Source organism: Pseudomonas sp. GD03903, assembly GCF_029840045.1.
Taxonomy (GTDB): Bacteria; Pseudomonadota; Gammaproteobacteria; order Pseudomonadales; family Pseudomonadaceae; genus Pseudomonas; species Pseudomonas pseudonitroreducens.
Genome location: NZ_JAOCBT010000004.1, coordinates 97,271 through 120,153, shown reverse-complemented (window position 1 = coordinate 120,153; position 22,883 = coordinate 97,271). Strand labels below are relative to the sequence as shown.

22 protein-coding genes are annotated in these 22,883 nt (G+C 66.1%); 13 read left to right on the top strand and 9 right to left on the bottom strand.

All coding sequences use genetic code 11. The features are described from left to right. Positions 1 to 154: 154 nt before the first annotated feature. The 3 genes from N5C91_RS07570 (at position 155) to N5C91_RS07560 (ending at position 4,580) form a co-directional block, all read left to right on the top strand. Positions 155 to 925, top strand: a complete 771-nt coding sequence (locus N5C91_RS07570; protein ID WP_192432399.1) for a DeoR family transcriptional regulator — start codon at positions 155 to 157, stop codon at positions 923 to 925. Positions 926 to 940: 15 nt separating this feature from the next. After that, positions 941 to 2,776 (top strand): glutamine--fructose-6-phosphate transaminase (isomerizing), encoded by a 1,836-nt coding sequence (gene glmS / locus N5C91_RS07565; RefSeq protein ID WP_279828767.1) that lies wholly within the window; start codon positions 941 to 943, stop codon positions 2,774 to 2,776. Positions 2,777 to 3,275: 499 nt separating this feature from the next. Next, complete coding sequence (locus N5C91_RS07560; RefSeq protein WP_236172190.1) at positions 3,276 to 4,580, top strand: MFS family transporter; 1,305 nt, start codon at positions 3,276 to 3,278, stop codon at positions 4,578 to 4,580. Positions 4,581 to 4,593: 13 nt separating this feature from the next. Here N5C91_RS07560 and N5C91_RS07555 read toward each other — a convergent pair whose 3' ends face one another. Continuing rightward, positions 4,594 to 6,066, bottom strand: a complete 1,473-nt coding sequence (locus N5C91_RS07555) for an MDR family MFS transporter (protein WP_279828766.1) — start codon at positions 6,064 to 6,066, stop codon at positions 4,594 to 4,596. Between the two features lie 360 nt (positions 6,067 to 6,426). On the opposite strand from N5C91_RS07555, the gene cfaB reads away from it, so the two are divergent. Together cfaB and N5C91_RS07545 are read left to right on the top strand one after the other, a co-directional pair. Continuing rightward, entirely contained in the window at positions 6,427 to 7,611 is a 1,185-nt protein-coding gene (cfaB, locus tag N5C91_RS07550; RefSeq protein ID WP_236201617.1) for a C17 cyclopropane fatty acid synthase CfaB, read from the top strand. A 130-nt stretch (positions 7,612 to 7,741) separates the two neighbouring features. Beyond that, the gene (locus tag N5C91_RS07545) at positions 7,742 to 8,218 is read left to right on the top strand and encodes a GNAT family N-acetyltransferase (RefSeq protein WP_236172188.1); all 477 of its coding nucleotides are present in this window, start codon (positions 7,742 to 7,744) and stop codon (positions 8,216 to 8,218) included. On the opposite strand, the gene folE2 is transcribed toward N5C91_RS07545, so the two are convergent. Together folE2 and N5C91_RS07535 are read right to left on the bottom strand one after the other, a co-directional pair. Continuing rightward, positions 8,215 to 9,102 carry a GTP cyclohydrolase FolE2 gene (gene folE2 / locus N5C91_RS07540; protein ID WP_279828765.1) on the bottom strand — a complete coding sequence of 296 codons (888 nt, stop codon included), beginning with the start codon at positions 9,100 to 9,102 and terminating at the stop codon, positions 8,215 to 8,217. The two genes, N5C91_RS07545 and folE2, sit on opposite strands and share 4 nt — an antisense overlap. Positions 9,103 to 9,172: 70 nt before the next feature. Next, positions 9,173 to 9,574 carry a hypothetical protein gene (locus N5C91_RS07535; RefSeq protein ID WP_279828764.1) on the bottom strand — a complete coding sequence of 134 codons (402 nt, stop codon included), beginning with the start codon at positions 9,572 to 9,574 and terminating at the stop codon, positions 9,173 to 9,175. A 128-nt stretch (positions 9,575 to 9,702) separates the two neighbouring features. Here N5C91_RS07535 and dksA point away from each other — a divergent pair, with 128 nt between their 5' ends. Genes dksA through N5C91_RS07520 form a run of 3 tightly spaced genes read left to right on the top strand, consistent with a single transcriptional unit; the run spans position 9,703 to position 11,963 of the window. Then, positions 9,703 to 10,107, top strand: coding sequence for an RNA polymerase-binding protein DksA (dksA, locus tag N5C91_RS07530; protein WP_279828763.1), 405 nt, complete (start codon positions 9,703 to 9,705; stop codon positions 10,105 to 10,107). Positions 10,108 to 10,128: 21 nt separating this feature from the next. Then, positions 10,129 to 11,331 carry a zinc metallochaperone GTPase ZigA gene (gene zigA / locus N5C91_RS07525; RefSeq protein WP_279828762.1) on the top strand — a complete coding sequence of 401 codons (1,203 nt, stop codon included), beginning with the start codon at positions 10,129 to 10,131 and terminating at the stop codon, positions 11,329 to 11,331. Next, entirely contained in the window at positions 11,331 to 11,963 is a 633-nt protein-coding gene (locus tag N5C91_RS07520; RefSeq protein WP_279828761.1) for a DUF1826 domain-containing protein, read from the top strand. The genes zigA and N5C91_RS07520 overlap by 1 nt, the downstream gene beginning before the upstream one ends. Before the next feature lie 137 nt (positions 11,964 to 12,100). On the opposite strand, the gene N5C91_RS07515 is transcribed toward N5C91_RS07520, so the two are convergent. After that, on the bottom strand, positions 12,101 to 12,457 hold the full coding sequence (locus N5C91_RS07515) for an NADH:ubiquinone oxidoreductase (RefSeq protein ID WP_236172182.1): 357 nt from the start codon (positions 12,455 to 12,457) through the stop codon (positions 12,101 to 12,103). A 77-nt stretch (positions 12,458 to 12,534) separates the two neighbouring features. Between N5C91_RS07515 and N5C91_RS07510 the strand changes: the two genes are divergently transcribed. Together N5C91_RS07510 and N5C91_RS07505 are read left to right on the top strand one after the other, a co-directional pair. Beyond that, positions 12,535 to 13,497: a CobW family GTP-binding protein gene (locus N5C91_RS07510; protein WP_279828760.1), complete on the top strand. Its 963-nt coding sequence runs from the start codon at positions 12,535 to 12,537 to the stop codon at positions 13,495 to 13,497. Positions 13,498 to 13,582: 85 nt separating this feature from the next. Beyond that, positions 13,583 to 14,605 (top strand): energy transducer TonB, encoded by a 1,023-nt coding sequence (locus N5C91_RS07505; RefSeq protein WP_236201609.1) that lies wholly within the window; start codon positions 13,583 to 13,585, stop codon positions 14,603 to 14,605. Between the two features lie 146 nt (positions 14,606 to 14,751). Here N5C91_RS07505 and N5C91_RS07500 read toward each other — a convergent pair whose 3' ends face one another. From N5C91_RS07500 to N5C91_RS07490, 3 genes are all read right to left on the bottom strand, one after another. Beyond that, positions 14,752 to 15,255: a nucleoside 2-deoxyribosyltransferase gene (locus tag N5C91_RS07500; protein WP_279828759.1), complete on the bottom strand. Its 504-nt coding sequence runs from the start codon at positions 15,253 to 15,255 to the stop codon at positions 14,752 to 14,754. A gap of 2 nt (positions 15,256 to 15,257) precedes the next feature. Further along, positions 15,258 to 16,340, bottom strand: coding sequence for a calcium:proton antiporter (locus N5C91_RS07495; protein ID WP_236172178.1), 1,083 nt, complete (start codon positions 16,338 to 16,340; stop codon positions 15,258 to 15,260). Positions 16,341 to 16,439: 99 nt separating this feature from the next. Then, entirely contained in the window at positions 16,440 to 16,922 is a 483-nt protein-coding gene (locus tag N5C91_RS07490; RefSeq protein ID WP_279828758.1) for a hypothetical protein, read from the bottom strand. A 199-nt stretch (positions 16,923 to 17,121) separates the two neighbouring features. On the opposite strand from N5C91_RS07490, the gene N5C91_RS07485 reads away from it, so the two are divergent. Continuing rightward, a complete protein-coding gene (locus N5C91_RS07485; RefSeq protein ID WP_236172176.1) occupies positions 17,122 to 18,072 on the top strand; it encodes an adenosine deaminase in 951 nt (316 codons plus the stop codon). Between the two features lie 292 nt (positions 18,073 to 18,364). After that, positions 18,365 to 19,045, top strand: a complete 681-nt coding sequence (locus tag N5C91_RS07480; protein ID WP_279828757.1) for an SDR family NAD(P)-dependent oxidoreductase — start codon at positions 18,365 to 18,367, stop codon at positions 19,043 to 19,045. 128 nt (positions 19,046 to 19,173) lie between these two features. Here the strand turns inward: N5C91_RS07480 and N5C91_RS07475 are convergent, their stop codons facing one another. Continuing rightward, positions 19,174 to 20,049 carry a LysR family transcriptional regulator gene (locus N5C91_RS07475; protein WP_279828755.1) on the bottom strand — a complete coding sequence of 292 codons (876 nt, stop codon included), beginning with the start codon at positions 20,047 to 20,049 and terminating at the stop codon, positions 19,174 to 19,176. 101 nt (positions 20,050 to 20,150) lie between these two features. Between N5C91_RS07475 and N5C91_RS07470 the strand changes: the two genes are divergently transcribed. Next, positions 20,151 to 21,086 carry an AEC family transporter gene (locus N5C91_RS07470; protein ID WP_279828754.1) on the top strand — a complete coding sequence of 312 codons (936 nt, stop codon included), beginning with the start codon at positions 20,151 to 20,153 and terminating at the stop codon, positions 21,084 to 21,086. A gap of 261 nt (positions 21,087 to 21,347) precedes the next feature. Here N5C91_RS07470 and N5C91_RS07465 read toward each other — a convergent pair whose 3' ends face one another. Beyond that, positions 21,348 to 22,877, bottom strand: a complete 1,530-nt coding sequence (locus tag N5C91_RS07465) for an amino acid permease (RefSeq protein WP_236172172.1) — start codon at positions 22,875 to 22,877, stop codon at positions 21,348 to 21,350. Positions 22,878 to 22,883 lie beyond the last annotated feature (6 nt).

Below are 22,883 nucleotides of genomic sequence, written 5' to 3'. Positions count from 1 at the left end.
GCTTGCTCGCGAACCCCGGCACCGCCGATTAACATCGCGGACGAAGTCCGCTCCTGCAGAAGATCGCTTCCGTTCGAACGGGAAGTTCTTGACGAACGAAACAACATGGGTTTTGATTCGCACGCTTATCTTTCGAATCGAAACTTAATCGTTCATGTCGAAACGCAATACGCCCCAACGTCGCCACGACATCCTGGCGCTGCTCGCCGAACAGGGCGAGGTCAGCGTGGACGATCTCGCGCGCCGCTTCGCCACCTCCGAGGTGACCATCCGCAAGGACCTGGCCGCCCTGGAAGGCAACGGCCTGCTGCTACGCCGCTACGGTGGCGCGGTGCCGATGCCCCATGAGCTGATCGCCGAGCCGAGCCAGCCGCTGTCGCGCTACAAGCAGGCCATCGGCCGGGCGGCGGCCGCCTGCATCCGCGAGCACGCGCGGATCATCATCGACAGCGGCAGCACCACCGCCGCGCTGATACCCGAGCTGGGCCGCAAGCCCGGCCTGGTGGTGATGACCAACTCCCTGAGCGTGGCCAACGCACTGCGCGAGCTGGAGCGTGAGCCCGTGCTGTTGATGACTGGCGGCACCTGGGACCCGCACTCGGAGTCGTTCCAGGGACAGGTGGCCGAACAGGTGCTGCGCTCCTACGATTTCGATCAGCTGTTCATCGGTGCCACCGGCCTGGACCTCGAGCGCGGCACGACGACCTTCAACGAACTGCTGGGCCTGAGCCGGGTCATGGCCGAGGTCGCCCGCGAGGTGATCGTCATGGCCGAGTCCGACAAGCTGGGCCGGCGCATACCCAACCTGGAGCTGCCCTGGAGCAGTGTCCAGACACTGATTACCGACGAACGCCTGAGCGATGAAGCGTTCGAACTGATCCAGGCGCGCGGCGTGAAAGTGATCCGCGCGCGCTGTGAAGACTGACAGGAGACACAAGCCATGTGTGGAATCGTAGGCGCCATCGCCGAGCGTAATATCACCCCGATCCTCGTCGAAGGCCTCAAGCGCCTGGAATACCGTGGCTACGACAGCGCCGGTGTGGCGGTGATCGACAATACCGGCGCGCTGGATCGCCGCCGTCGGGCGGGCAAGGTATCCAGCCTCGAGCAGGCCATTGCCGAGCAGCCGCTGCTCGGTCGCCTGGGCATCGCCCACACTCGCTGGGCCACCCACGGTGCGCCCACCGAGGCCAACGCCCACCCGCACTTCTCCCGTGGCGAAGTGGCCGTGGTGCACAACGGCATCATCGAGAACTTCGAGCCCCTGCGCGAAATGCTCAAGGCGCGTGGCTACGAGTTCACCTCGCAGACCGACACCGAGGTCATCGCCCACCTGCTGCACCTGCGCCTGGGCGAGCTGGGTGATCTGACCGTCGCGCTCAAGGCTGTCGTCAAGGAATTGCACGGCGCCTACGGCCTGGCGGTGATCAGTAGCAAGCAGCCGGACCGCATCCTTGCCGCCCGCAGCGGCAGCCCGCTGGTGGTGGGCCTGGGCCATGGCGAAAACTTCCTCGCCTCTGACCAGTTGGCGCTGCGCCAGGTGACCGACCGCTTCATTTACCTGGAAGAAGGCGACATCGCCGAAATCCATCGCGACAGCCTGCAGCTGTGGGACGTCAACGGCAACCCGGTGCAGCGCGAGGAAGTGCGCTACCACGAAGGCGCCGAGGCGGCTGACAAGGGCGGCTATCGCCACTTCATGCTCAAGGAAATCCACGAGCAGCCGGCCGTGGTGCAGCGCACCCTGGAGGGTCGCCTGGGCAGCGGGCAGGTGCTGGTGGACAACTTCGGCCCGCAGGCCCGTGAGCTGCTGGCCAAGGTGCGCACCGTGCAGATTGTTGCTTGCGGCACCAGCTACCACGCCGGCATGGTCGCCCGTTACTGGCTGGAAAGCCTGACCGGCATTCCCTGCCAGGTCGAGGTCGCCAGCGAGTTCCGCTACCGCAAGGTTGCGGTGCACCCGGATTCGCTGTTCGTCACCATTTCCCAGTCCGGCGAGACCGCCGACACCCTGGCTGCGCTGCGCTACGCCAAGGAGCTGGGCTTCCTCTCCAGCCTGGCGATCTGCAACGTCGCCACCAGCTCGCTGGTGCGCGAGTCGGACATGACCCTGCTGACCAACGCAGGTCCCGAGATCGGCGTGGCCTCCACCAAGGCTTTCACCACCCAGTTGGTCGCGCTGTTGCTGCTGACCCTGGGCATCGGCCAGGTGCAGAAGCGCCTGGGTGAAGGCGTCGAGGCCGAGCTGGTGAATGAGCTGCGCCGCCTGCCGACCCACCTGGAAGAGGCCCTTTCCATGGACAAGGTGGTGGAGAAGGTCAGCGAGCTGTTTGCCGAGAAGCACCACACCCTGTTCCTCGGTCGTGGCGCCCAGTACCCGGTGGCGATGGAAGGCGCGCTGAAGCTCAAGGAAATCTCCTACATTCACGCCGAAGCCTACCCCGCCGGTGAGCTGAAACACGGCCCGCTGGCCCTGGTCGACGCCGACATGCCGGTGGTCACGGTGGCGCCAAACAACGAGCTGCTGGAAAAGCTCAAGTCCAACCTGCAGGAAGTGCGTGCCCGTGGTGGCGAACTGGTGGTCTTCGCCGAGGGCGGCACCGGTATCGACAATGGCGCGGGCACCCACGTGGTGGGGATGCCGGCGATCCATGATTGCCTGGCGCCGATCCTCTACACCGTGCCGCTGCAACTGCTGTCCTACTACGTTGCCGTGCTCAAGGGCACCGACGTGGACCAGCCGCGCAACCTGGCGAAGTCCGTCACGGTGGAATAAGCGCGCAGGCGCAAGGAGAAAGGTCCCTTCGGGGGCCTTTTTTCGTTTTGGGGCGGAGCAATTCGGGGGAGGAGGCCAGGGGAAGATCAACATTCCCCCGGTGCCTGCACGTCCGGGGGTGTGGACGGGGCACCGAGGCCAGGCGGCTTGAGCCGCTACACGAGGGGAATGGAAATCGACCTTGTCTTGTGGACAAGGTCGGGCTCCGACCCTGCGAGGGGTACCTGACAAGTCTCCCGCAGGGCGGGGAGCGGAGCCAACGATAGAAGCTGGCCAAGGGCCGGTCAATCGGAAACGACAAACGCGCGTTCGCAAGTGTCCGATATTCGAACCGAAAGGTCCGGCGCAGGCCGCGGATTTCGTTAGCCGGCTATCGGAAGCGTCTATACTGTTTCTGATTGTGTCAGCGGAAAATGCCTTGCGGCGATTCGCTGGCAAGGGCGGCGAGGGAGTACCGTCCTCACGTCCGGGATGCAGTTAAACCGACAAGAGAATCCCCATGAACGCACCTGCCGCACCGCAGTACTCCGCCCACGAGCGCCGCTCGCGCATCCTCGCCATCGTCGGCGCCTCCTCGGGCAACCTGGTGGAGTGGTTCGACTTCTACGTCTACGCCTTCACCGCCCTGTACTTCGCCCATGCCTTCTTCCCCTCCGACGATCCGACGGTGCAACTGCTCAACACCGCCGGGGTATTCGCCGCGGGCTTCCTGATGCGCCCCATTGGCGGTTGGCTGTTCGGCCGCATCGCCGACAAGAAGGGCCGCAAGACCGCGATGATGATCTCGGTGCTGATGATGTGTGGCGGCTCGCTGGCCATCGCGGTGATGCCGACCTACGCCAGCATCGGCGTCGCGGCTCCTGCATTGCTGCTGCTCGCGCGACTGTTCCAGGGGCTCTCGGTTGGCGGCGAGTACGGCACCAGTGCGACCTACATGAGTGAGGTGGCACTCAAGGGCCAGCGCGGCTTCTTTGCTTCCTTCCAGTACGTGACCCTGATCGGCGGCCAGCTGCTGGCGGTGCTGGTGGTGGTGATTCTGCAGCAACTGCTGACCACTGATGAGCTGAAGGAATGGGGCTGGCGGATTCCCTTCGTGGTCGGTGCGATCACCGCAGTGATCGCCTTCTACCTGCGCCGCTCGCTGAACGAGACGGCCAAGGAAGCCAACCTCAAGCGCAAGGAATCGGGCACGCTCACCGAGCTGTTCACCCACCACAAGCGCGCCTTCTTCACCGTGCTCGGCTTCACCGCCGGCGGCTCGCTGATCTTCTACACCTTCACTACCTACATGCAGAAGTACCTGGTGAACACCGCCGGGATGGACGCCAAGGTGGCCAGCGGCGTGATGACCTTCGCGCTGTTCTGCTACATGTGCATGCAGCCGCTGTTCGGCGCGCTGTCCGACCGTATCGGCCGCAAGACCTCGATGCTCTGGTTCGGCGCGCTGGGCATGCTCTGCACCTGGCCAATCCTTGCCGCGCTGAAGACCGTCAGCAGCCCCTACGCGGCGTTCGGCCTGATCATCCTGGCCATGGCCATCGTCAGCCTCTACACCTCGATCAGTGGCCTGATCAAGGCGGAGATGTTCCCGCCGCAGATCCGCGCCCTGGGCGTGGGCCTGTCCTATGCGGTGGGCAACGCGATCTTCGGGGGTTCCGCCGAATACGCGGCCCTGGGGCTGAAGAGCATGGGCGTCGAGGAGTACTTCTACATCTACGTTTCGGTCATGTGCGGCGTGGCGCTGCTGGTCTGCCTGCTGCTGCCGGACCTGCGCAAGGTCAGCTACCTCAACGACGAGGACTGACCCGCGCCATTCGCTAATCGTTGCTTCGGCCGCGCAGTGCGTGGTCGGGCAGCGACAGGGCGATCAGCAGGGCCAGGGCGCCGAACCCGGCGTTGATCAGGAACAGCTGCCCGAACACCCCATCCAGCGTGAGCCGCTGCGCTTCGTGGCCGGCGCCGCCGAGGCTGGCCAGCAGTGCGCTGGCCGACAGCCCATGACCCGCCTCGCCTGCCAGTGGCTGGAGCATCGCCAGCAGCAGCGCGGACATCAGTGCGATCCCCACCGCCCCGCCCAGTGAGCGGAACAGCGTGATGTTGCTGGTCGCCACGCCCAGATGTTTCGTTTCGACCGCACTCTGCGCCGCCACCAGGCTGGTCGGGAACTGCGTGCCGGCGGCGATCCCGGTGAGCAGCATGCAGACGCCGGAGAGGAAGTAGGCGCTCGGCGGCGTCAGCGCCAGGCCGGCAATCGCCAGCGGCATCAACAAGGCGCCAGCGACGATCTGCGGCTTGTAGCGGCCGATGATCGCCGTGAGCCGGCCGCAACAGTACGCGCCGATCGGCACGCCCATGGCCAGCGGCAGCAGGTGCAACGCGGCGCTGTCAGCGCCCGCGCCAGTGACCGACTGGAAGCGCAACGGCACCAGCACCGACAGCGAGATGACCTGGAAGCTGGCGAAGAAGCTGATCAGCCAGCTCAGGGTAGCGGCGCGAATACCGAACAGGTGCATCGGCACCAGCGGTTCCGGCGCGCGGCGTTCCTGCACGACGAACAGCCCGATCAGCAGTAGCGCGGCGAAGAACAGCGCGAGCATCTTCGGATCGTTCCAGCGCGCGCCCTGGCCGACCGCGGTGATCGCCAGCAGCAGGCTGCCCAGCCCGGCGATCATCAGCATTGTGCCGAGGTAGTCGATCACCGGCCTGCGGCCCGGTACGGGCAGGCCGCGCAGGGTCTGCCGCGATACCGCAAGGGCGACCAGGCCCACCGGCAGGTTGATCAGGAACACCCAGCGCCACGACAGGTACTCGGTGAGCACGCCGCCCAGCACCGGGCCGGCGATGCTCGCCACCGCGTACATGCTGCTGAAGTAACCCTGGTAGCGACCGCGCTCGCGGGGCGGGACGATGTCGCCGATGATCGCCTGGCTCACCGACATCATGCCGCCGGCGCCGATGCCCTGCAGGACGCGGGCGAGCACCAGTTGTTCCATGCTCTGCGCGGCGCCGCAGAGCAGCGAGGCAGCGGTGAACAGGCCGATGGCGAAGAGCATCAGCAGGCGGCGCCCGTAGAGGTCGCCGAGCTTGCCGTAGATCGGCATGGAGATGGTCATCGCCACCATGTAGCCGGAGATGACCCAGGCGAGCAGGTCGAAATCGCCGAAGCCGGCGGAGATCGCCGGCAGGGATACGGCGACGATGGTCTGGTCGAGCGCACCGAGGAAGATCGCCAGCATCAGCCCCACCAATACGGTGCGGACCGCCGGACGTGGCGCGGAGAAGGTATTCAAGAAAGCCCCCTTTACTTCAGAGGATCTCCGCTTCGGAGGTGTGCGGAGGGACCACAGTGTAGTGCAAGGCAGCGGCAATCTGTCACGCCGGTGTCATCGTTACCCGGCAGGAAAGGCTCTATCTCAGGCCTGGAAACGATGAGTGGCGGATCGGCTGCTACGCTTTCGTAGCGAACTATTCTTCCATTGCAGCCTGGAAGTTTCCGGGAACGCAGGTCCCGGACAAACGCTCCAATGCAAAGGAATCGGCACGTCCCGTCGTGGTCGGCGCCACGATAGTTTTTATGCGGGCCGGGCCATAGGGGAAGACTATGGATGAGCTGGTCTATAGTTTTTCAGCCCTGTGACCAGGAGGTATGCATGAACGCCAACCTGCCCTCTGAGTTGCTGTCCCTGCAGTTGCCGCTGCGAATTCGTATCGGCGAGGCCCAGGCATTCGACCTTGGACCAGATCCGCAGGTGACGCTCGTCGTTCGCGATCCGACTCTGCTGACCGAGATCACCCACCCTAGCCTCGATATTCTCGGCCGCGCCTATGTCGAGAATCGCATGGACATCGAGGGCCAGATCGGTGAAGTCATCGCCATGGCCGATGCACTGAGCGCTGCGCTGGGCGATGACGACAGCGATGCCGATTACGTTCGTGAAAGCCACGACAAGGCTACCGACGCCGAAGCCATTCATTACCACTACGACCTGTCCAATGAGTTCTACCAGCTCTGGCTCGATCCGGAGATGGTGTACTCGTGCGCCTACTACGAGACCGGCGCCGAAGACCTGGCCACAGCCCAACTGGCCAAGTTGCGCCACCTGTGCCGCAAGCTGCGGCTGAAACCGGGCGAAAAGCTGCTCGACGTCGGCTGTGGCTGGGGCGGGCTGGCGCGCCTGGCAGCGCGGGAGTTCGGTGTCGAGGTGCACGGCATCACCCTCAGTGAAGAGCAGCTCAAGCTCGGCCGCGAGCGGGTCAAGGCCGGAGGTCTGGAGGGCAAGGTGACGCTGGAGTTGCTGGATTATCGCGACCTGCCGCGCGATGGTCGTTACGACAAGGTGGTCAGCGTGGGCATGTTCGAGCACGTCGGCCACGCGAACCTGGGCATCTACTTCCAGCAGCTGTACGACGCGGTGCGGCCGGGCGGTCTGGTGATGAACCACGGCATCACCTCCAGCAATACCGACGGCCGTCCAGTCGGTCGCGGCGCCGGCGACTTCATCGACCGCTACGTGTTTCCCCACGGCGAGCTGCCGCACCTGTCCCTGGCCGTCGCGCGGATGAGCGAGGCAGGGCTGGAGGTGGTCGACGTCGAAGGTCTGCGCCTGCACTACGCGCGCACCCTGGAGTTCTGGAGCGCCAATCTCGAAGCCAAGCTGGCCGACGCGGCGAAGCTGGTGCCCGAGCAGGCCCTGCGCATCTGGCGCCTGTACCTGGCCGGTTGTGCCTACGGCTTCAAGAAGGGCTGGATCAACCTGCACCAGATTCTCGCCAGCAAGCCGCACGCGGACGGCGGCCATGAGGTGCCCTGGAGCCGGCGGGACATCTACTCCTGAGCCTTTGCCGCGAATGCATCGGGCCCGCTTCGGCGGGCCCGATGCATTTCCGGTGCGGAGTAAAAGGCTTGCATCGAGGCGCGTGGGAAGCTAAACCCGCTTTCCCCACTGACTCTTTGGTAGATGAATCATGGTGAATTTCTTCCCGGACCTGTCCCTCGTCGAACTGTCGCCGGCCCAGGCGCCCTGGTCGCTGCTGCTCAAGGCCGACCCCAGCCGCGAACAGATCGAGAGCTACCTGCACGACTCCCGCCTGCTGGCGCTGAACGAGGCGGACTGCGTGCGCGGCGTCCTCACGCTGACTCCGCGCGAACCCGGCGTCGCCGAGATCACCAGCCTGGCGGTGGAAGACGAATGGCAGGAGCGTGGCCTGGGCCGGCGCCTGCTGCTGGCGGCCATCGAACAGGCTCGCGAGGCCGGCCTGCAGCGCCTGACCATCGCCACCGGCAACTCCAGCCTGGCCCAGCTCGGCCTGTACCAGCGTGTGGGCTTCCGTATCGTGGGCATCGAGACGGATCACTTCGTACGGCATTATCCCGAGCCGATCTACGAGAACGGGATCCACTGCCGCGACCAGATCCGCCTGGCACTGGACCTCACCGTCTAGTCGCGCACCCAGCGACTCACGGCCACCGCATCGTGGGCGTGCAGGCTTTCCGCATGCACCACGCGTACTTCAAAGCCTGATACCTCATCGCGCTGCATCAACGACCGGTGCAGTCGGCGTGCGGCATCCTCGCAGAACATCAGGTTCTGCCCGTTGGCCAGGGCGAAGGCCTGTTCGTCGGCGCGCTTCACCGCCGTCTGCACCGCGGTGCCGAGGGCGTCTTCGGCGTGGTCGACCAGCTCGGCGAAAGCGAACGCCTGCACGGTCGGCGCGAGGCGCAGCTTCAGCTGTGCCTCGCTGCGCTGGCTGTGCGGTGTGGCGACGATACCCTGCGGGCTGCCGAGCCAGGCGCGGACCTCGCCGGCCTTCAGCGCGCGGCCGGCGAAGTCGGCGTCGAAACGCTCCTGGATCAACTGGCGCGCCAGTGCCGCCGAGCAAGGGCAGGTCGAGGAGTACGGCAGCGTCAGGCGCAACTCCAGGTGCAGCGCATCGTCTTCCAGTTGCGCGTGGACCTCGCAGGGATAGCGCTTCCAGCCGCTCAGCGGGCTGACCAGCGCCGGGCGGCGCAACAGCAGCTCGAAATGCAGCGCCAGACTGGCGCGCCGCGACAGCTGCGCGTGGCTCCTGAGGAATTGCTTGAGCAGGTCACGCAGCAGAGGCGGCGAGAGCTCTGCGGTGGCCAACGCTTCCAGCGCCAGGTACAGGCGAGACATGTGGATGCCGCGCGCCTCGGCCTCGTCGAGGCTGACGCCGGCGTCGGCGAAGGCGGCCACGCGCTCGCCGGCGATACGCAGTGGCACGGCGATGCCCTGCATGCCGACCCAGTCGAGCGGAATGGGCAGACGGGTCGATTGGCAGGCGATATCGGGGAGCAGGACGGTCATGGGCAGGGCACACTAAGTTAATTGTTATAATATAACGTATTTGCTTCCCGACGATCCCGCAATGGGTTCTTCAGCGCTCCTGCTGCTTGCAGCCACTCACGCGCCCGCAGGTCAGTCGGGCGCTGTCGCCTGACGAGCTGCTGAAGCGGCTGATGTTGGTCCAGCCAATGCCGCGACTGGTGCCGACCCACACCTGGCCGTCGCTGGCCACGCCGCTGAAGAAGGTCAGGCCGCCATAGCGCGTGCCGGTCTGTGCCCAGCGCCGGCCGCTGCTCGCCTCGAAACCACGCAGGTAGGTGTCGTGGCCCTGGGTGGCGACGCTGTAGAGATTCCCCGAACCGTCCATGCAGGCCAGCACCGAAGCCGACCAGGCGCAGCGTGCCGGCTCCTCGCCGGGAAACGGCAGTGGCGCGGAACCGCTGGCGTGGGCGAAGGGGGCGAACAGGCAGAGCAGCAGGGCGCGGCGCAGCATCGAAGGTCTCGGCAGGTGGTGGAGCGAAACGTCGGTATCGCACGTCGTCGGTTTCTTGTCAGCTCTCAATTGCGAATCGTGCATTGTTATAATATAACATAAAAGATCACTCCCTTCCGGAGACGGTCATGACCGAACAGGAACTGCTTTCCCAGCCCGGCGAGGCCTACATGAGCGAGGCGCAACAGGGCTATTTCCGCGCACTGCTGCTGGACCAGCGCGACGAGCTGCAGGTTCGCATCGAGGAAGAATTCCAGGCACTGCAGGACCCCGAGCGGGCCAGCGACGAAGCCGATGTCGCCAGTCGCGAGGAGTCGCGCCAGTGGCAGCTGCGCCTGCTGGAGCGCGAGAAGAAGCTGCTCGACAAGATCGACCAGGCGCTGGAACGCCTGGCTCGGGGCGATTACGGCTGGTGCGCGGAAACCGGCGAGCCGATCGGCCTGCGCCGCCTGCTGCTGCGCCCCACCGCCTCGCTGTGCATCGAGGCCAAGGAGCGCCAGGAACGGCGCGAACTGCACGTCCGCGAAGCCTGATTGCCCTGGAGTCCCACCGTGATGAATGCGCCACTTCCCGTAACTGTGTTGTCCGGCTTCCTCGGCGCCGGCAAGAGCACGCTGCTCAACCACGTACTGAAGAACCGCGAGGACCTCAAAGTCGCGGTCATCGTCAACGACATGAGCGAAATCAACATCGACGGCCGCGAGGTACAGCGCGACGTCAGCCTCAACCGCGGCCAGGAACGCCTGGTGGAGATGAGCAACGGCTGCATCTGCTGCACCCTGCGCGAGGACCTGCTGGAAGAGGTCAGCCGCCTCGCCGGCGAAGGCCGCTTCGACTACCTGCTGATCGAGTCCACCGGCATCTCCGAGCCGCTGCCGGTGGCCGAGACCTTCACCTTCCGCGACGAGCAGGGCCGCAGCCTGTCGGACCTGGCGCGGCTGGACACGCTGGTCACGGTGGTCGACGGGCTGAACTTCCTCGCTGACTACCAGGGCGCCGACAGCCTTGCCGAGCGCGGCGAAACCCTGGGCGAGGACGATGAGCGCTCGCTTAGCGACCTGCTGGTGGAGCAGGTGGAGTTCGCCGACGTGATTCTGGTCAGCAAGATCGACCTGATCGGCAGCGCCGAGCGTGACGAGCTGCTGGCGATCCTGCGGCGGCTCAACCCCGACGCCGATATCCAGCCCATGGTCATGGGTCAGGTACCGCTGGCGCGCATCCTCGATACCGGCCGTTTCGACTTCCAGCGCGCCGAGCGGGCGCCGGGCTGGCTCAAGGAACTGCGCGGCGAGCATCTGCCGGAGACCGAGGCCTACGGCATCTCCTCGGATGTCTACCGCGCGCGCCGACCGTTCCACCCGCAGCGCTTCCATGACTTTCTCGCCGAGCCCTGGAGCAATGGCCGGCTGTTGCGCTCCAAGGGTTTCTTCTGGCTCGCCAGCCGCTACCGCGAGGCGGGCAGCTGGTCCCAGGCTGGCGGCCTGATGCGCCATGGTCTGGCCGGACGCTGGTGGCGCTTCGTCCCGCGCGAGCACTGGCCGCAGGACACCACCGAGCTTCAGGGCGTGCTGCGCCACTGGCGCGAGGACAGCGGCGATTGCCGCCAGGAGCTGGTGTTCATCGGCCAGAACCTGGACTTCCAGCGCCTGTTCGACGAACTGGATCGCTGCCTGCTGGATGATGACGAGATGGCCGCCGGCACCACTGCCTGGAAGCGCCTGCCCGATCCATTCGAGCCCTGGGAGGCTGGCGCCTGATGCTCGCCCTCGAAACCCCGGCCTGGCCGCGACAGGTACTTGGCGACGACCCGCAGATGCTCGCCGAGGTGCTCAAGGACGATGTCAATCTGGCCGTCTGGCTACGCACGCTGTACCCGGAGATCAGCACCTTTGCCGGCTGGTTGAGCACCCAGCCGCTGGACCTGACGCAGAGCCTTGCGGTGGTCGATGAGCGCGTCGAGCTGGGCGACCTGCTGCGCCAGTACGCCAAGCTCGATGGCTACACGCTGTTTCGCAGCGACCTGCAATGGCTGGCCGAAGCCTTTGCCTGCCTGACTGGCGCGCGGCGCATCGGCCTGCGCCTGCGCAGCCTGGACAAAGCCATGTGCCCGCGTTTCCACGTCGATCACGTGCCGCTGCGGCTGGTCACCACCTACTCGGGGCCCGCCAGCCAGTGGCTGGAGGAGTGGGCCATGGCCCGTGCGCGGCTGGGCGATGCGGCGGCCGAGCCGGCCAGCCGGGCGCAGATCCGCCAGATGGCGGCGGGTGACGTCGGGCTGTTCAAGGGCGAGAAATGGGCCGGCAATCTCGGCTCCGGCATCATCCACCGCTCGCCGTTGCCGACACCGGGCGAGCGCCGCCTGTTGCTCACCCTCGACTGGTTGGGTTGAGGCTTCGCTCAGGCAAAAAAATAGGCCGCCCGGGGAGAGCGGCCCAATTCACCAAGATCATGCCCGGCGTGGGGTGCCGGGAGGGTGTGAGGTACCCGGGGACAGTAGGCCCGAACCGTGTGACAAGGCGATGACCGCTACTGCGCTTTGCGCCAGTGGCCCTTGCTCTGGTTCTCGCAGAACGGCTGAAGGATTCGGGCGTCGCTGGCAACGCCGTAATAGTGGATGTCCTGGCGATAGGCAACGCCCTGGGTCTGGGCGTTTTCGCAGACGCCAAAGGCGCCACTGGGGCAGCTTTCGGCGTAGGTGACCTCGACCTTCTGGTCTTTCAGCTGTGGCTGGCAGAAGCCCTCGCGGAAGAGTTTTTCCGGGATGGTGCGGTTCTGCTGGCAGACCTTTACGTCGACGTCCTTGCCCTGGGTGTGCACCACGCAGGCTTCGCCGTGGGCGAGAAGGGGCAGGCAGGCGAGGGCGAGAGGCAGCAACAGGCGCATGATCGATCCGGGCGTGGAGTGACGAAGCCGCGACTCTAGCGCTTTTCCCGGCGAGCGTCAGGCGGCACCATGGGCGAATGTTGAAGCAGATCCCGACTCATCTCATCGCCGGCCCCCTCGGGGCCGGCAAGACCAGCTTGCTGCAGTCCTTGCTGGCGCAACGCCCGGTGGGGGAGCGCTGGGCCGTGCTGGTCAACGAATTCGGCCAGGTCGGCCTGGATGCCGCGCTGTTGTCCCGCGACGAAGACGGCATTGCCCTGGGCGAAGTGGCCGGCGGCTGCCTGTGCTGTGTGAATGGTGCGCCCTTCCAGGTCGGCCTCGCTCGCCTGCTGCGCAAAGCCAGGCCGCAGCGTGTGTTCATCGAGCCGTCCGGCCTCGGCCATCCCGCGCAACTGCTCGCACAACTGCGCACCGCGCCCTGGCTGGGCGTACTGGCCGTACAACCGCTGGTCATGGTGCTCGATGCCGCCGCGCTGGCCGCCGGGCAACCCTTGCCTGAGGCACAGCAGCTGGCGCTGGGCGAGGCGACGATGCTGTTGCTGAACAAGTCCGAAGCGCTGGATGACGCAGCGCGTTCGGCCTTGGCGGCGCGCTTGCCGGCCGTGCCATTGCGCTGGACGACCCAGGGCCGCCTGCCGCTGAGCGAGCTGCCGAAGGAAGCGGTCGATGCGGCGGGCGCTGATTTGCCGCAGCCTGCCTCGAGCGCCGAACCTGCGATGCTGTTGCGCCGCGAATCACCATTGCGCCAGGTACGCGTTGAAGATGGCCGACAGGCGGTCGGCTGGCGTTTCCAGCGTGACTGGCGCTTCCGCACGGCCGAGCTGGACGCCTGGTTGGGCGGGCTTCCCGGCTTGTTGCGGGCCAAGGCTGTGGTGCACGGCGAGGACGCCTGGCTGGCCTGTAACCGTACCGTTGGTCCGGCTCCGTGGACGCCCAGCGCCTGGCGCAAGGACAGCCGGATCGAGCTGATCCTGGCTGCCGAGCTTGATCCACAGGCCCTGCAGGACGGCCTTCTGCGTTGTGCCAGCGCACCGATCTGACAGAGAAGGTTGCCCTCGCGGAACTAGTGAATGATAATAATTATCAGCAGATACTGCTTCGTGAACTCTTCCCGCAGGCTTTCTCATGTCGTTATCTCAACCGCGCAAAGCGGCGGACCCCGGTCCTGCCGTGGACGCTGAGGAACAGCTGTTCACTTCCGCCAAGGCGGATGACGGCGCCCATTTGCCCAGCGTGAACGCCCAGCGCGTCAATGAGGCCACCCTGCGACTCGTCAGTTGTGCGGGCCCCCGCCGTGACGAAGAAGTGGTTCCCGAAGAGGTCCTGATTCCCTATGCCACGCCGGTCGAAGGCGTGGAGGATGGCGAGCAGCCGCCGCCTCCGGGTGGCTGGTGGAAGTCCTCCGGCCTGGCGATCGCCATGCACGTGGCCATCGTTGCCGCGCTGGTCTGGGTGATGCCGACTCCGGCCGAGCTGAATCTGGGTGCCGGCGAGATGCCCAAGGCCATGCAGGTAAGCGTCGTCACCCTGCCGCCCAAGCCCGAGGTGCAGCAGCCTCCGGCCGCCGCGCCGACTCCGCCGCCGCCGGAGCCCGAGCCGCCGAAACCGATCGAGCCGCCCAAACCGGTGGAGAAGCCCAAGCCCAAACCCAAGCCGCCCGAGAAGGCCGTGCCCAAGGTTTCGCCCAAGCCCAAGCCGAAACCCAAGCCCGAGCCTGACCCCGAGCCCGCCGAGGAAGCCGCCGCGCCGCCGACTCCGGCCGCCCCGCCGCCGCCCGCCGCACCGACCGTCGGTCAGTTCACCCAGGGCGCCCAGGCCGCGCCGACCGGATCGCAAGGGCCCGCCGGCCTGCCTACCGGCAGCCTGAACGACAGCGACATCAAGCCGCTGCGCATGGACCCGCCGGTCTATCCGCGCATGGCGCTGAACCGTGGCATCGAGGGCCGGGTGAAGGTGCTGTTCACCATTACCAGCGATGGCCGCATCGCCGACATCCAGGTGCTGGAGTCCTCGCCGCCGCGGATGTTCGACAACGCCGTGCGCGACGCCATGGACAAGTGGCGCTTCGAGCCACGCGTCAGCGGTGGCCGGATCGTCGCCCGCCAGGCGACCAAGGTGTTCTTCTTCAAGCTCGAGGGCCGTCGCTGACCGCCTTTGCGAGCCCAACAAAAAACGCGCCCCAGGGCGCGTTTTTTGTTGCTGCCAATTTGCCGTTGCAGCACAGGGCGTAGGAGCGGACTCCGTCCGCGATGGTATTCGGCGCGATGCGGACCAATCGCGGACGGAGTCCGCTCCTACGAAAGCAATTCTTCCCGTAGCAGCTCCAGTGCTTCTCTGGGCCCGCCCACGGCGATCTGCACGGGGACGCCGAGCATCAGGTTCAGCGGCAGACCGAAGCTTTCGATCTGGTTGCCTTCGCGGTCACGCTCGGGCTCCTCGCCCAGCCACTCGCAGGGCAGGCGCTGCGCGCAATTGCCGCCTTCTTCGATATAGCCATATAGCGGCTTGCCCATCGCGGCGGCGTAGCCCAGCTCGAAGGCCGTGCCGCTGTCCGGCTCGGCACCACGGAAGGGATTGAGGTTGGCCAGCACCGCGTCCGCGTCGGCGATCAGGTTGAGGTTGGCCTGGTAGATCCACAGAGCCTGCTCCGACGGGTTGGCAATGTCGTCGGGCACCGAGTGATCCAGCGGGTAGAGGCCCTGCAGGCCGAACTCGGCACACAGCGCCTTGAGCCGCTCGCCCTGGGCGAAGGCGTCTGGGCGGAATACATCGGGGCCGGCGAGGTAGATCTTGAGCATGGTCAGAGTCCCATGAACGACAGCATCAGGAAGGTGGCGAACAGCACGAAGTGGGTCATGCCTTCGATGGCGTTGGTCTTGCCGTCATGCAGGTTGTAGCCGGCGACCATCAGGGTGATGAACATCATGCCGGTCTGCAGCGGGGTCATCGCCATCTGGATCGGTTGGCCCTTGAACAGCGCCAGCGCCTCGATCACCGGGACGGTGAGGATGACGGTCGAGAGTGAGGCTCCCAAAGCGATGTTGACCACCGGTTGCATGCGATTGGCCATGGCCGCGCGCAGGGCCGTGAGGATTTCCGGACTGGCGGAGATCGCCGCCACCAGCAGCGCCGGCACGATGGGCGGCACTCCGCTGCCTTCCAGGCCCACGTCGAGGGCCTTGGACATCACTTCCGCGAGTGCGCCGATCAGCACCACGCCGACCACCAGCAGGGCCATGGACTGCTTGCTGTTGCCCGGCGCCTCGTGGCCTTCGGCGTGCTCGCCGTGGGTGGCGTAGTTGTAGCTGAAGAAGTAGCTGTGCTGGCCGGTCTGCATGCGCAGGAACAGCGCGTAGAGCATGACCATGCAGCCGATGGTGAAGAACGAGTAGAGCTTCCACTGCTCGGCCGGGATCAGCTCCGGGACCACCATGGAGATGCCCACGGCGGTGAGGATCATGGTCACGTAGGTCTTGCCCGAGTCGTCGTTGTACGACTGCTCGCCGTGCTTGAGGCCACCGAGCAGTGCGGCCAGGCCGAGGATGCCGTTCATGTCGAGCATCACTGCGGCGTAGATGGTGTCGCGGGCCAGGGTCGGGGAGTGGTTGTGATTCATCATGATCGCCAGGATCACCACCTCCACCAGCACCGCCGCCAGGGTGAGGATCATGGTGCCGTAGGGTTCGCCAACCTTCTCCGCGAGGATCTCGGCGTGGTGCGCGACGCGCAGCGAAACGCCGATGATCACCGCCAGCAGCGCAGTCGCGGCGATCCCCGCGAGCATCTTGCCGCCGCCCAGCAGGCTGTGCTCCAGCGGATACACCGCGATCGCCACCAGCAGGGCGAGGAGGAGGAATTTTTCTTCTTTGAGCGCGCGCAGCATCGAGGGGGATGTCCATTCCGTAAGAGGCGAGTGCGCCATCTTAGGCAATGCACAGGAGACGCACCAGCGAGCGCCGCGGCGCCTGGCCAGCCCTCGCGGTCAGTGGGGCAGGTCGGCGCGCTCGACGAACTGCTTCTGCGCCGCCAGTACCTGGTCGGGCAGCACGCGCAACGCCTGGTAAGCGACGTTGAGTTCCTGCGCGAGGGCTTCCTTCCTGGCCTTGTCGGCGGTTTCCGCGTAGCGCTTGAGCTGCTGGTAATAGCCGATCTGCAGTTCGTAGTAGCGCGACAGGCTGCTGGCGAAGCGGCTGGCATCCTCGCTGTGGCGCAGTTGCTGCACCTGATTGAGGTCGTGTTCGAGTTCGGCGATGTGGCTCGCGGGGTTCTCCACCCGCCGCGCAGCGCTGGCGCCCTGGCCGGCGTCGAAATCGCCGTTGACCAGGCTCTCCATGTCGCGGTCGATCCGCTGCACGTTGTGCAGGAAGGTGGGAGTTACCAACTCGTTGTACTGGGAATCGGAGGAGGAGCCGCCGCAGGCAGCCAGGGTCAGGGGCATCAGCAGCGCCAGCAGTGTCTTGTTCATGGGGACGGGCCACCGTGAAAGGGGGGAGCGTGATTCTAGGAAGGAGGCCGGTCGGAAGATTTCGCGGATATCTGTCTTTTGCGTCAGAATTATCTTTGTCCACTGCGTGATGGGGCCTGCCCCCTCGCGGCCAATTGCTTGCCGGAACCGCCTGTGTGCCAATGGCGGCGCCTGACCTACCCATAACGAGACCTCACCCATGTACGACTGGCTCAATGCCCTGCCCAAGGCCGAACTGCACCTGCACCTCGAGGGTTCGCTGGAGCCCGAGCTGCTGTTCGCCCTGGCCGAGCGCAACAAGGTCGCCCTGCCCTGGGGCGACGTCGAGAGCCTGCGCAAGGCCTATGCGTTCAACAACCTGCAGGAGTTCCTCGACCTCTACTACGCTGGCGCCGACGTGCTGCGCACCGAGCAGGACTTCTACGACCTGACCTGGGCGTACCTCGAGAAGTGCAAGGCGCAGAACGTCATCCACGTCGAGCCGTTCTTCGATCCGCAGACCCATACCGACCGCGGCGTTCCCTTCGAAGTGGTGCTGCGCGGCATCCAGGGCGCGCTCAAGGATGGCGAGAAGCGACTGGGCATCAGCCATGGCCTGATTCTCAGCTTCCTGCGTCACCTGTCCGAGGAAGAAGCCTTCAAGACCCTCGACCAGGCCATGCCGTTCCGCGACGCTTTCGTTGCCGTCGGCCTGGACAGCTCCGAAGTCGGCCACCCGCCGAGCAAGTTCCAGCGCGTGTTCGACCGCGCCCGCAGCGAAGGCTTCCTTACCGTCGCCCACGCCGGCGAGGAAGGCCCGCCCGAGTACATCTGGGAAGCCCTGGACCTGCTCAAGATCGAGCGCATCGACCACGGTGTGCGGGCCATCGAAGACGAACGGCTGATGCAGCGCATCATCGACGAGCAGATCCCGCTGACCGTCTGCCCGCTGTCCAACACCAAGCTCTGCGTGTTCGACCACATGCGCGAGCACAACATCCTCGACATGCTCGAGCGCGGCGTGAAGGTGACGGTGAACTCGGACGACCCGGCCTATTTCGGCGGCTACGTCACCGAGAACTTCCAGGCCCTGCATGAGCACCTGGGCATGACCAAGGAACAGGCGCAGCGGCTGGCGCAGAACAGCCTGGATGCGCGGTTGGTGAAGTAAGGGTTTGGGGGACTGGCTGCGCTGCGGGCCTGTTCCCCTCACCCCCAGCCCTCTCCCGAAGGGAGAAGGAGTCGATTGTGCCGGCTGACACCGTGCTGCCATCCGGCTGCAGACGGTCCCTCCCTCTGAGCAGGGCGCGCAGCCAGGGTCAGGGCGAGGGCTGTGCCGAGCACCGTGCCTGCCGGCAAATCCCCCGTCCCGATCCGTCCCCTCATCTGGCGCCCGCGACCTTTCGTGGCGCGCCTGCTAACCCTATAAGTGCGCCTTCCACTTCATCGCGAGGAAGCATTCCATGAACAGGATCGTCGCCATCACCGGCGGCTTCGGCCATCTGGGCAGCGTGGTCGGCCAGGCGTTCGCCGATGCCGGCTGGCAGGTTGCCCTGCTCGATCGTGCCGTCGGGCCGCGTTATCCACAGGCCGGGGCGCTGTCCATCGGCGGCATCGATCTCACCGATTCAGCGGCCGCCCGCGCAGCGCTGGAGCAGGTCAACGAGCATTTCGGTGGCCTGGATGCACTGATCAACGTGGCGGGCGGCTTCCACTGGGAAACCCTGGCCGATGGCGACGTCGACACCTGGGACCTGATGTACCGCATCAACCTGCGTACTGCCGTGGTCTCCAGCCAGGCCGCGCTGGCCCACCTGAAGGCCCGTGGGCACGGGCGCATCCTCAATATCGCCGCTGCGGCGGCCAACCGCGCCGCGTTGGGCATGGGCGCCTACGCGGCGTCCAAGGCCGGCGTCATGCGCCTGACCGAAGCGCTGGCGGAAGAGCTGAAGGACGCACACATCACCGTTAATGCGTTGATGCCCAGCATCATCGACACCCCGCAGAACCGTGCCGACATGCCCGATGCCGAGTTCGACCGCTGGGTGCGGCCGGAGCAGTTGGCGGCGACCTTGCTGTTACTCGCCTCCGAAGACGCCGTGGCGATCACCGGCGCATGCATTCCGGTGACCGGGCGGGTATGACTGCATGGTTCTACGCAGGGAGCAGCTCTTCGTAGGAGCGAGCTTGCTCGCGAACGGATTTCCCGGCGGCTCCAGTGTGTCGGCGGTTCGCGAGCAAGCTCGCTCCTACAGGGGCCGCAGGGCCAGGATCAAACCGCACCCACGCTGCGCAGAAACGCGGCCAGGCATGGGTTGTCGTTGTGCGGGCTCCACGCCGCGCCGTACTCCACCTGCGGCGAAGCCGCGATGGCGCGGAAGGCCACGCCGGGCAGTTGCATGCGTCGCATCGAGTCGGGCACCAGGGACACGCCCAGCCCCTCGGCCACCAGGTTGACGATGGTCTGCTGCAGGTGCGTTTCCATGCGCACTGACGGGGCGAATCCATGCTGGCGACAGCAGTCCATCACCGACTCGTGCAGCGCCGGTGCGGTTGCGGGCGGGAAGGTGATGAAGGGTTCGCCGGCCAGTTTCGCCACATCCAGTTCGGCTTCCTGCGCCAGCGGATGATCCGCCGGCAGCACCGCGCACAGCGGCTCGCGTTGCAGCGTGCGGTAGAGCCGCTGGTGCGGTTCGCGTTCGGGGAAAGTCAGGGCGACGTCCACTTCGCCGTTGTCCAGGGCCGGGCCGAGGTCGCGGGGCAGCACCTCGTTGAGCACCAGTTTCACCTCCGGGTGGCCATCGGCGAAGGTCTTCAGCAGGCGCGGCAGCAGCGTCCAGGCGGCGAGCATGGTGAAGCCGATGCGCAACTCGCCACGCTCTCCGCGCGCCGTGGCACGGGCGGCACGCACGGCGAGATCCAGGCCCGACAGCAGGGCGCGAGCATGCTGCTGGAAGTCACGGCCGGCGGCGGTCAGTTCCACCGAGCGGGAATGCCGGGCGAACAGCGGCGTGCCCAGTTCTTCCTCGAGCGCGGCAATCTGTCGGCTCAACGGCGGCTGGGTGATGTGCAGCGCTTCGGCGGCGCGTCCGAAGTGCAGGTGCTCGGTAAGGGCGAGGAAGTAACGCAGCTGGCGGAAGTCGATCATCGATACGCAAAGGGTATGGATTGACGCTCTAGTAAGCATTGGACGGTATCGATTGGCAACCCTATGCTCGCCTGCCGCTCCCGCTTTCCAGGTTCCCTGCCATGCACACCGTGTTTGCCGTCGTCCTGCCGATCTTCGCGCTGATCCTGGTCGGCTGGCTGTGCCGGCGCAGCAATCGCCTCGGCCCGCAGGCAGCGTCGGAGGTGAACAAGCTGGTGGTCTGGCTGTGCCTGCCGGCGCTGCTGTTCAAGGTCACCGCCACCGCGACCTGGGCGGAAATCTGGCAGCCGGGCTTCCTCGCCGCCTTCACCGGCGGGTGCCTGCTGGTGTTCTTCGCCACGCTGGCCTGGCGCCTGCTGCAGGGCCGCCCGTTGCCGGCGGCGAGCATCGACGGGCTCAGCGCGTCCTACGCCAACACCGGCTACATGGGCATTCCGCTGTGCCTGCTGGTGTTCGGCCAGGACGGCCTGGAGCCGGCGCTGATCGCCTCGTTGCTGGTGGTTTGCGTGCTGTTCGCCATCTCGGTGGTGTGCATCGAGGTCGGCCTGCAGGAGGAGAAACACATCGGCCGCGCCGTGTGGGTGGTGACCAAGGCGCTGGGCAAGAACCCGCTGGTGGTGTCCCCCATTATCGGTGGCCTGTGGGCCCTGACCGGCATCGGCCTGCCCGCTCCGCTGCTGCATTTCCTCGACATGCTCGCCGCCGCGACGACGCCCTGTGCTCTGGTATCGCTCGGCTTGTTCCTGGCGCAGAAGCAGGAAGTGCGAGGTGAGCAGGTCGGCGCCTGGCCGCTGGTGGCGATCAAGCTGGTCGGCCAGCCGCTGCTCACCGGCTTCCTCGCCTACAAGGTCTTCGACCTGCCGCCGCTGTGGGCCGATTCGGCGCTGCTGCTCAGCGCGCTACCCACCGGCACCGGGCCGTTCATGCTCGCCGAGTACTACCAGCGCGAGGCGGCGGTGGTGTCGCGGAGCATCCTGCTGTCGACCCTCGGTTCGCTGGTGACGCTGTCGCTGTGCCTGCTGTGGATCGCCCGCTAGGCCTCGCTTCAAATCGTTCAGGAAAGATTGAATGTAGGATGGGTGGAGCAGAGCGATACCCATCAATTCGGCGCGCGGGCAGCATGGGTATCGCTTCGCTCCACCCATCCTACAAAAGTCGTTCCGCCGGGAATAAAAAAACGGACCAGCCCTCGGGAGAAGGCGGTCCGTTGCGCAAACGCAGGGGAGCGTCACCGGGGAAAGGTGGCGCTCCAGACGCAGCCCCTCAGGCGTATGGCCCGAATTGCGTCAACGTTGCGATCAAGCCGGTTCGGTCAGCGCGCCCGCAGCGCGCACGGATGGTTGGCGGCGGGAAATCCGGTGGGCGTCGCCCGCTGGCGCCGTGCCCTTGTCGTAGGGCTTGGCCAGCAGCATGTAGAGCAGGCCGGCGCCGAGCACGATCACCGTGGTGAGGATCATCGAGTAGTTCATGTACCAGGGCGCGTCCGGGGTGCGCGGCCAGACCATGTTGGTGATCGCCGCCACGCCATAGAGCAGCGCCGCGACGTTCACCGGCACGCCCCATTTGCCCAGGGTGAACTGGCCACCCGGCGCCCAGCCCTTGGCGCGGGCGATCAGCGCGGCGACGACGATCAGCTGGAACGCGATGTAGATGCCGATCGCGGCGAAGCCGACGATGGTGGCCACGGCGTCGGCCATGAACAGACCCAGGCAGACGATCGCTGCCGGCATCACGCCCGCCACCATCAGCGCGACCGCCGGCACGTGGTTGCTGTTGAGCTTCGACAGGGCCTTGCTGCCGACGATCATCTCGTCGCGGGCATAGGCGAACAGCAGGCGGCTGGCGGCGGCCTGCAGGCTCAGCACGCAGGACACGAACGACACCATCACCACCGCCATCACCAGCTTCGAGCCCACCGGGCCGAAGGCGTTGGCGAGGATGGTGGTCACCGGGTCGGTGTCTTCGCCGTTGATCACGCGCTGGATATCCGGCACCGAGAGGATCAGCGCCAGGCAGGCGAACATTGCCGCCGCACCACCGATGTAGATGGTCATGCGCATGGTCTTGGGGATCATCTTGCCGGGGTTCGGGGTCTCCTCGGCGACGTCACCGCAGGCTTCGAAGCCGTAGTACTGGAATAGCCCCGCCAGCGATGCGGCGAGGAAGGCCGGCCAGTAGCTGCCGTCGATCTTGATGTCGAAGGTGTTGAACAGCACGCTGAAGTCGTTGTGGCGCTCGAAGATCAGCAGGTAGCCGCCCACCAGCAGCGCGCCGCCCAGCTCGCAGATGAAGCCGAACATGGCGACGCGGGCGAGCAGCTTGGTGCCGGACAGGTTGAGCACGGTGGACAGCGCGATCAGCCCCAGGGCGATGCCGATGGCGGCGTTGCCGTGCATGTCGAAGCCGAGCATGGCGGCCATGTACGGGCTGGCGCCCACAGCGATGCCGGCGATGGAGGTACACAGCGCCCAGGCATACACCCAGCCGACCATCCACGCCCAGCGCTTGCCCACCAGGCGCCGGGCCCAGGGGTAGACGCCCCCGGAGATGGGGAATTGCGAGACCACTTCGCAGAACACCAGGCACACCAGCAACTGGCCCAGGCCGATCAGCAGGTAGGTCCAGAACATCGGCGGACCACCGGCGGCCAGGCACAGGCCGAACAGGGTGTAGACGCCGACCACCGGCGACAGGTAGGTGAAGCCCAGGGAGAAGTTCTCCCACAGGCCCATGCTGCGTTCGAAGTTGGAGCTGTAGCCGAGGGCAGCGAGCTGCTCGGCGTCTTGATCGGTAACGCCAGCGGCACGCTTGGCAGGGGACCCACTCATCGTTGT

Bases quoted from the DNA above. Each gene is read 5' to 3' on its own strand.
- glmS (WP_279828767.1), top strand. From the start codon at position 941: ATGTGTGGAATCGTAGGCGCCATCGCCGAGCGTAATATCACCCCGATC.
- N5C91_RS07465 (WP_236172172.1), bottom strand. From the start codon at position 22,877: ATGAGTGGGTCCCCTGCCAAGCGTGCCGCTGGCGTTACCGATCAAGAC.
- N5C91_RS07505 (WP_236201609.1), top strand. From the start codon at position 13,583: ATGTCGTTATCTCAACCGCGCAAAGCGGCGGACCCCGGTCCTGCCGTG.
- N5C91_RS07485 (WP_236172176.1), top strand. From the start codon at position 17,122: ATGTACGACTGGCTCAATGCCCTGCCCAAGGCCGAACTGCACCTGCAC.
- N5C91_RS07495 (WP_236172178.1), bottom strand. From the start codon at position 16,340: ATGCTGCGCGCGCTCAAAGAAGAAAAATTCCTCCTCCTCGCCCTGCTG.
- N5C91_RS07510 (WP_279828760.1), top strand. From the start codon at position 12,535: ATGTTGAAGCAGATCCCGACTCATCTCATCGCCGGCCCCCTCGGGGCC.
- N5C91_RS07545 (WP_236172188.1), top strand. From the start codon at position 7,742: ATGGTGAATTTCTTCCCGGACCTGTCCCTCGTCGAACTGTCGCCGGCC.
- dksA (WP_279828763.1), top strand. From the start codon at position 9,703: ATGACCGAACAGGAACTGCTTTCCCAGCCCGGCGAGGCCTACATGAGC.
- N5C91_RS07520 (WP_279828761.1), top strand. From the start codon at position 11,331: ATGCTCGCCCTCGAAACCCCGGCCTGGCCGCGACAGGTACTTGGCGAC.
- folE2 (WP_279828765.1), bottom strand. From the start codon at position 9,102: ATGACCGTCCTGCTCCCCGATATCGCCTGCCAATCGACCCGTCTGCCC.
- N5C91_RS07515 (WP_236172182.1), bottom strand. From the start codon at position 12,457: ATGCGCCTGTTGCTGCCTCTCGCCCTCGCCTGCCTGCCCCTTCTCGCC.
- N5C91_RS07500 (WP_279828759.1), bottom strand. From the start codon at position 15,255: ATGCTCAAGATCTACCTCGCCGGCCCCGATGTATTCCGCCCAGACGCC.
- zigA (WP_279828762.1), top strand. From the start codon at position 10,129: ATGAATGCGCCACTTCCCGTAACTGTGTTGTCCGGCTTCCTCGGCGCC.
- cfaB (WP_236201617.1), top strand. From the start codon at position 6,427: ATGAACGCCAACCTGCCCTCTGAGTTGCTGTCCCTGCAGTTGCCGCTG.
- N5C91_RS07480 (WP_279828757.1), top strand. From the start codon at position 18,365: ATGAACAGGATCGTCGCCATCACCGGCGGCTTCGGCCATCTGGGCAGC.
- N5C91_RS07535 (WP_279828764.1), bottom strand. From the start codon at position 9,574: ATGCTGCGCCGCGCCCTGCTGCTCTGCCTGTTCGCCCCCTTCGCCCAC.
- N5C91_RS07475 (WP_279828755.1), bottom strand. From the start codon at position 20,049: ATGATCGACTTCCGCCAGCTGCGTTACTTCCTCGCCCTTACCGAGCAC.
- N5C91_RS07470 (WP_279828754.1), top strand. From the start codon at position 20,151: ATGCACACCGTGTTTGCCGTCGTCCTGCCGATCTTCGCGCTGATCCTG.
- N5C91_RS07570 (WP_192432399.1), top strand. From the start codon at position 155: ATGTCGAAACGCAATACGCCCCAACGTCGCCACGACATCCTGGCGCTG.
- N5C91_RS07490 (WP_279828758.1), bottom strand. From the start codon at position 16,922: ATGAACAAGACACTGCTGGCGCTGCTGATGCCCCTGACCCTGGCTGCC.
- N5C91_RS07560 (WP_236172190.1), top strand. From the start codon at position 3,276: ATGAACGCACCTGCCGCACCGCAGTACTCCGCCCACGAGCGCCGCTCG.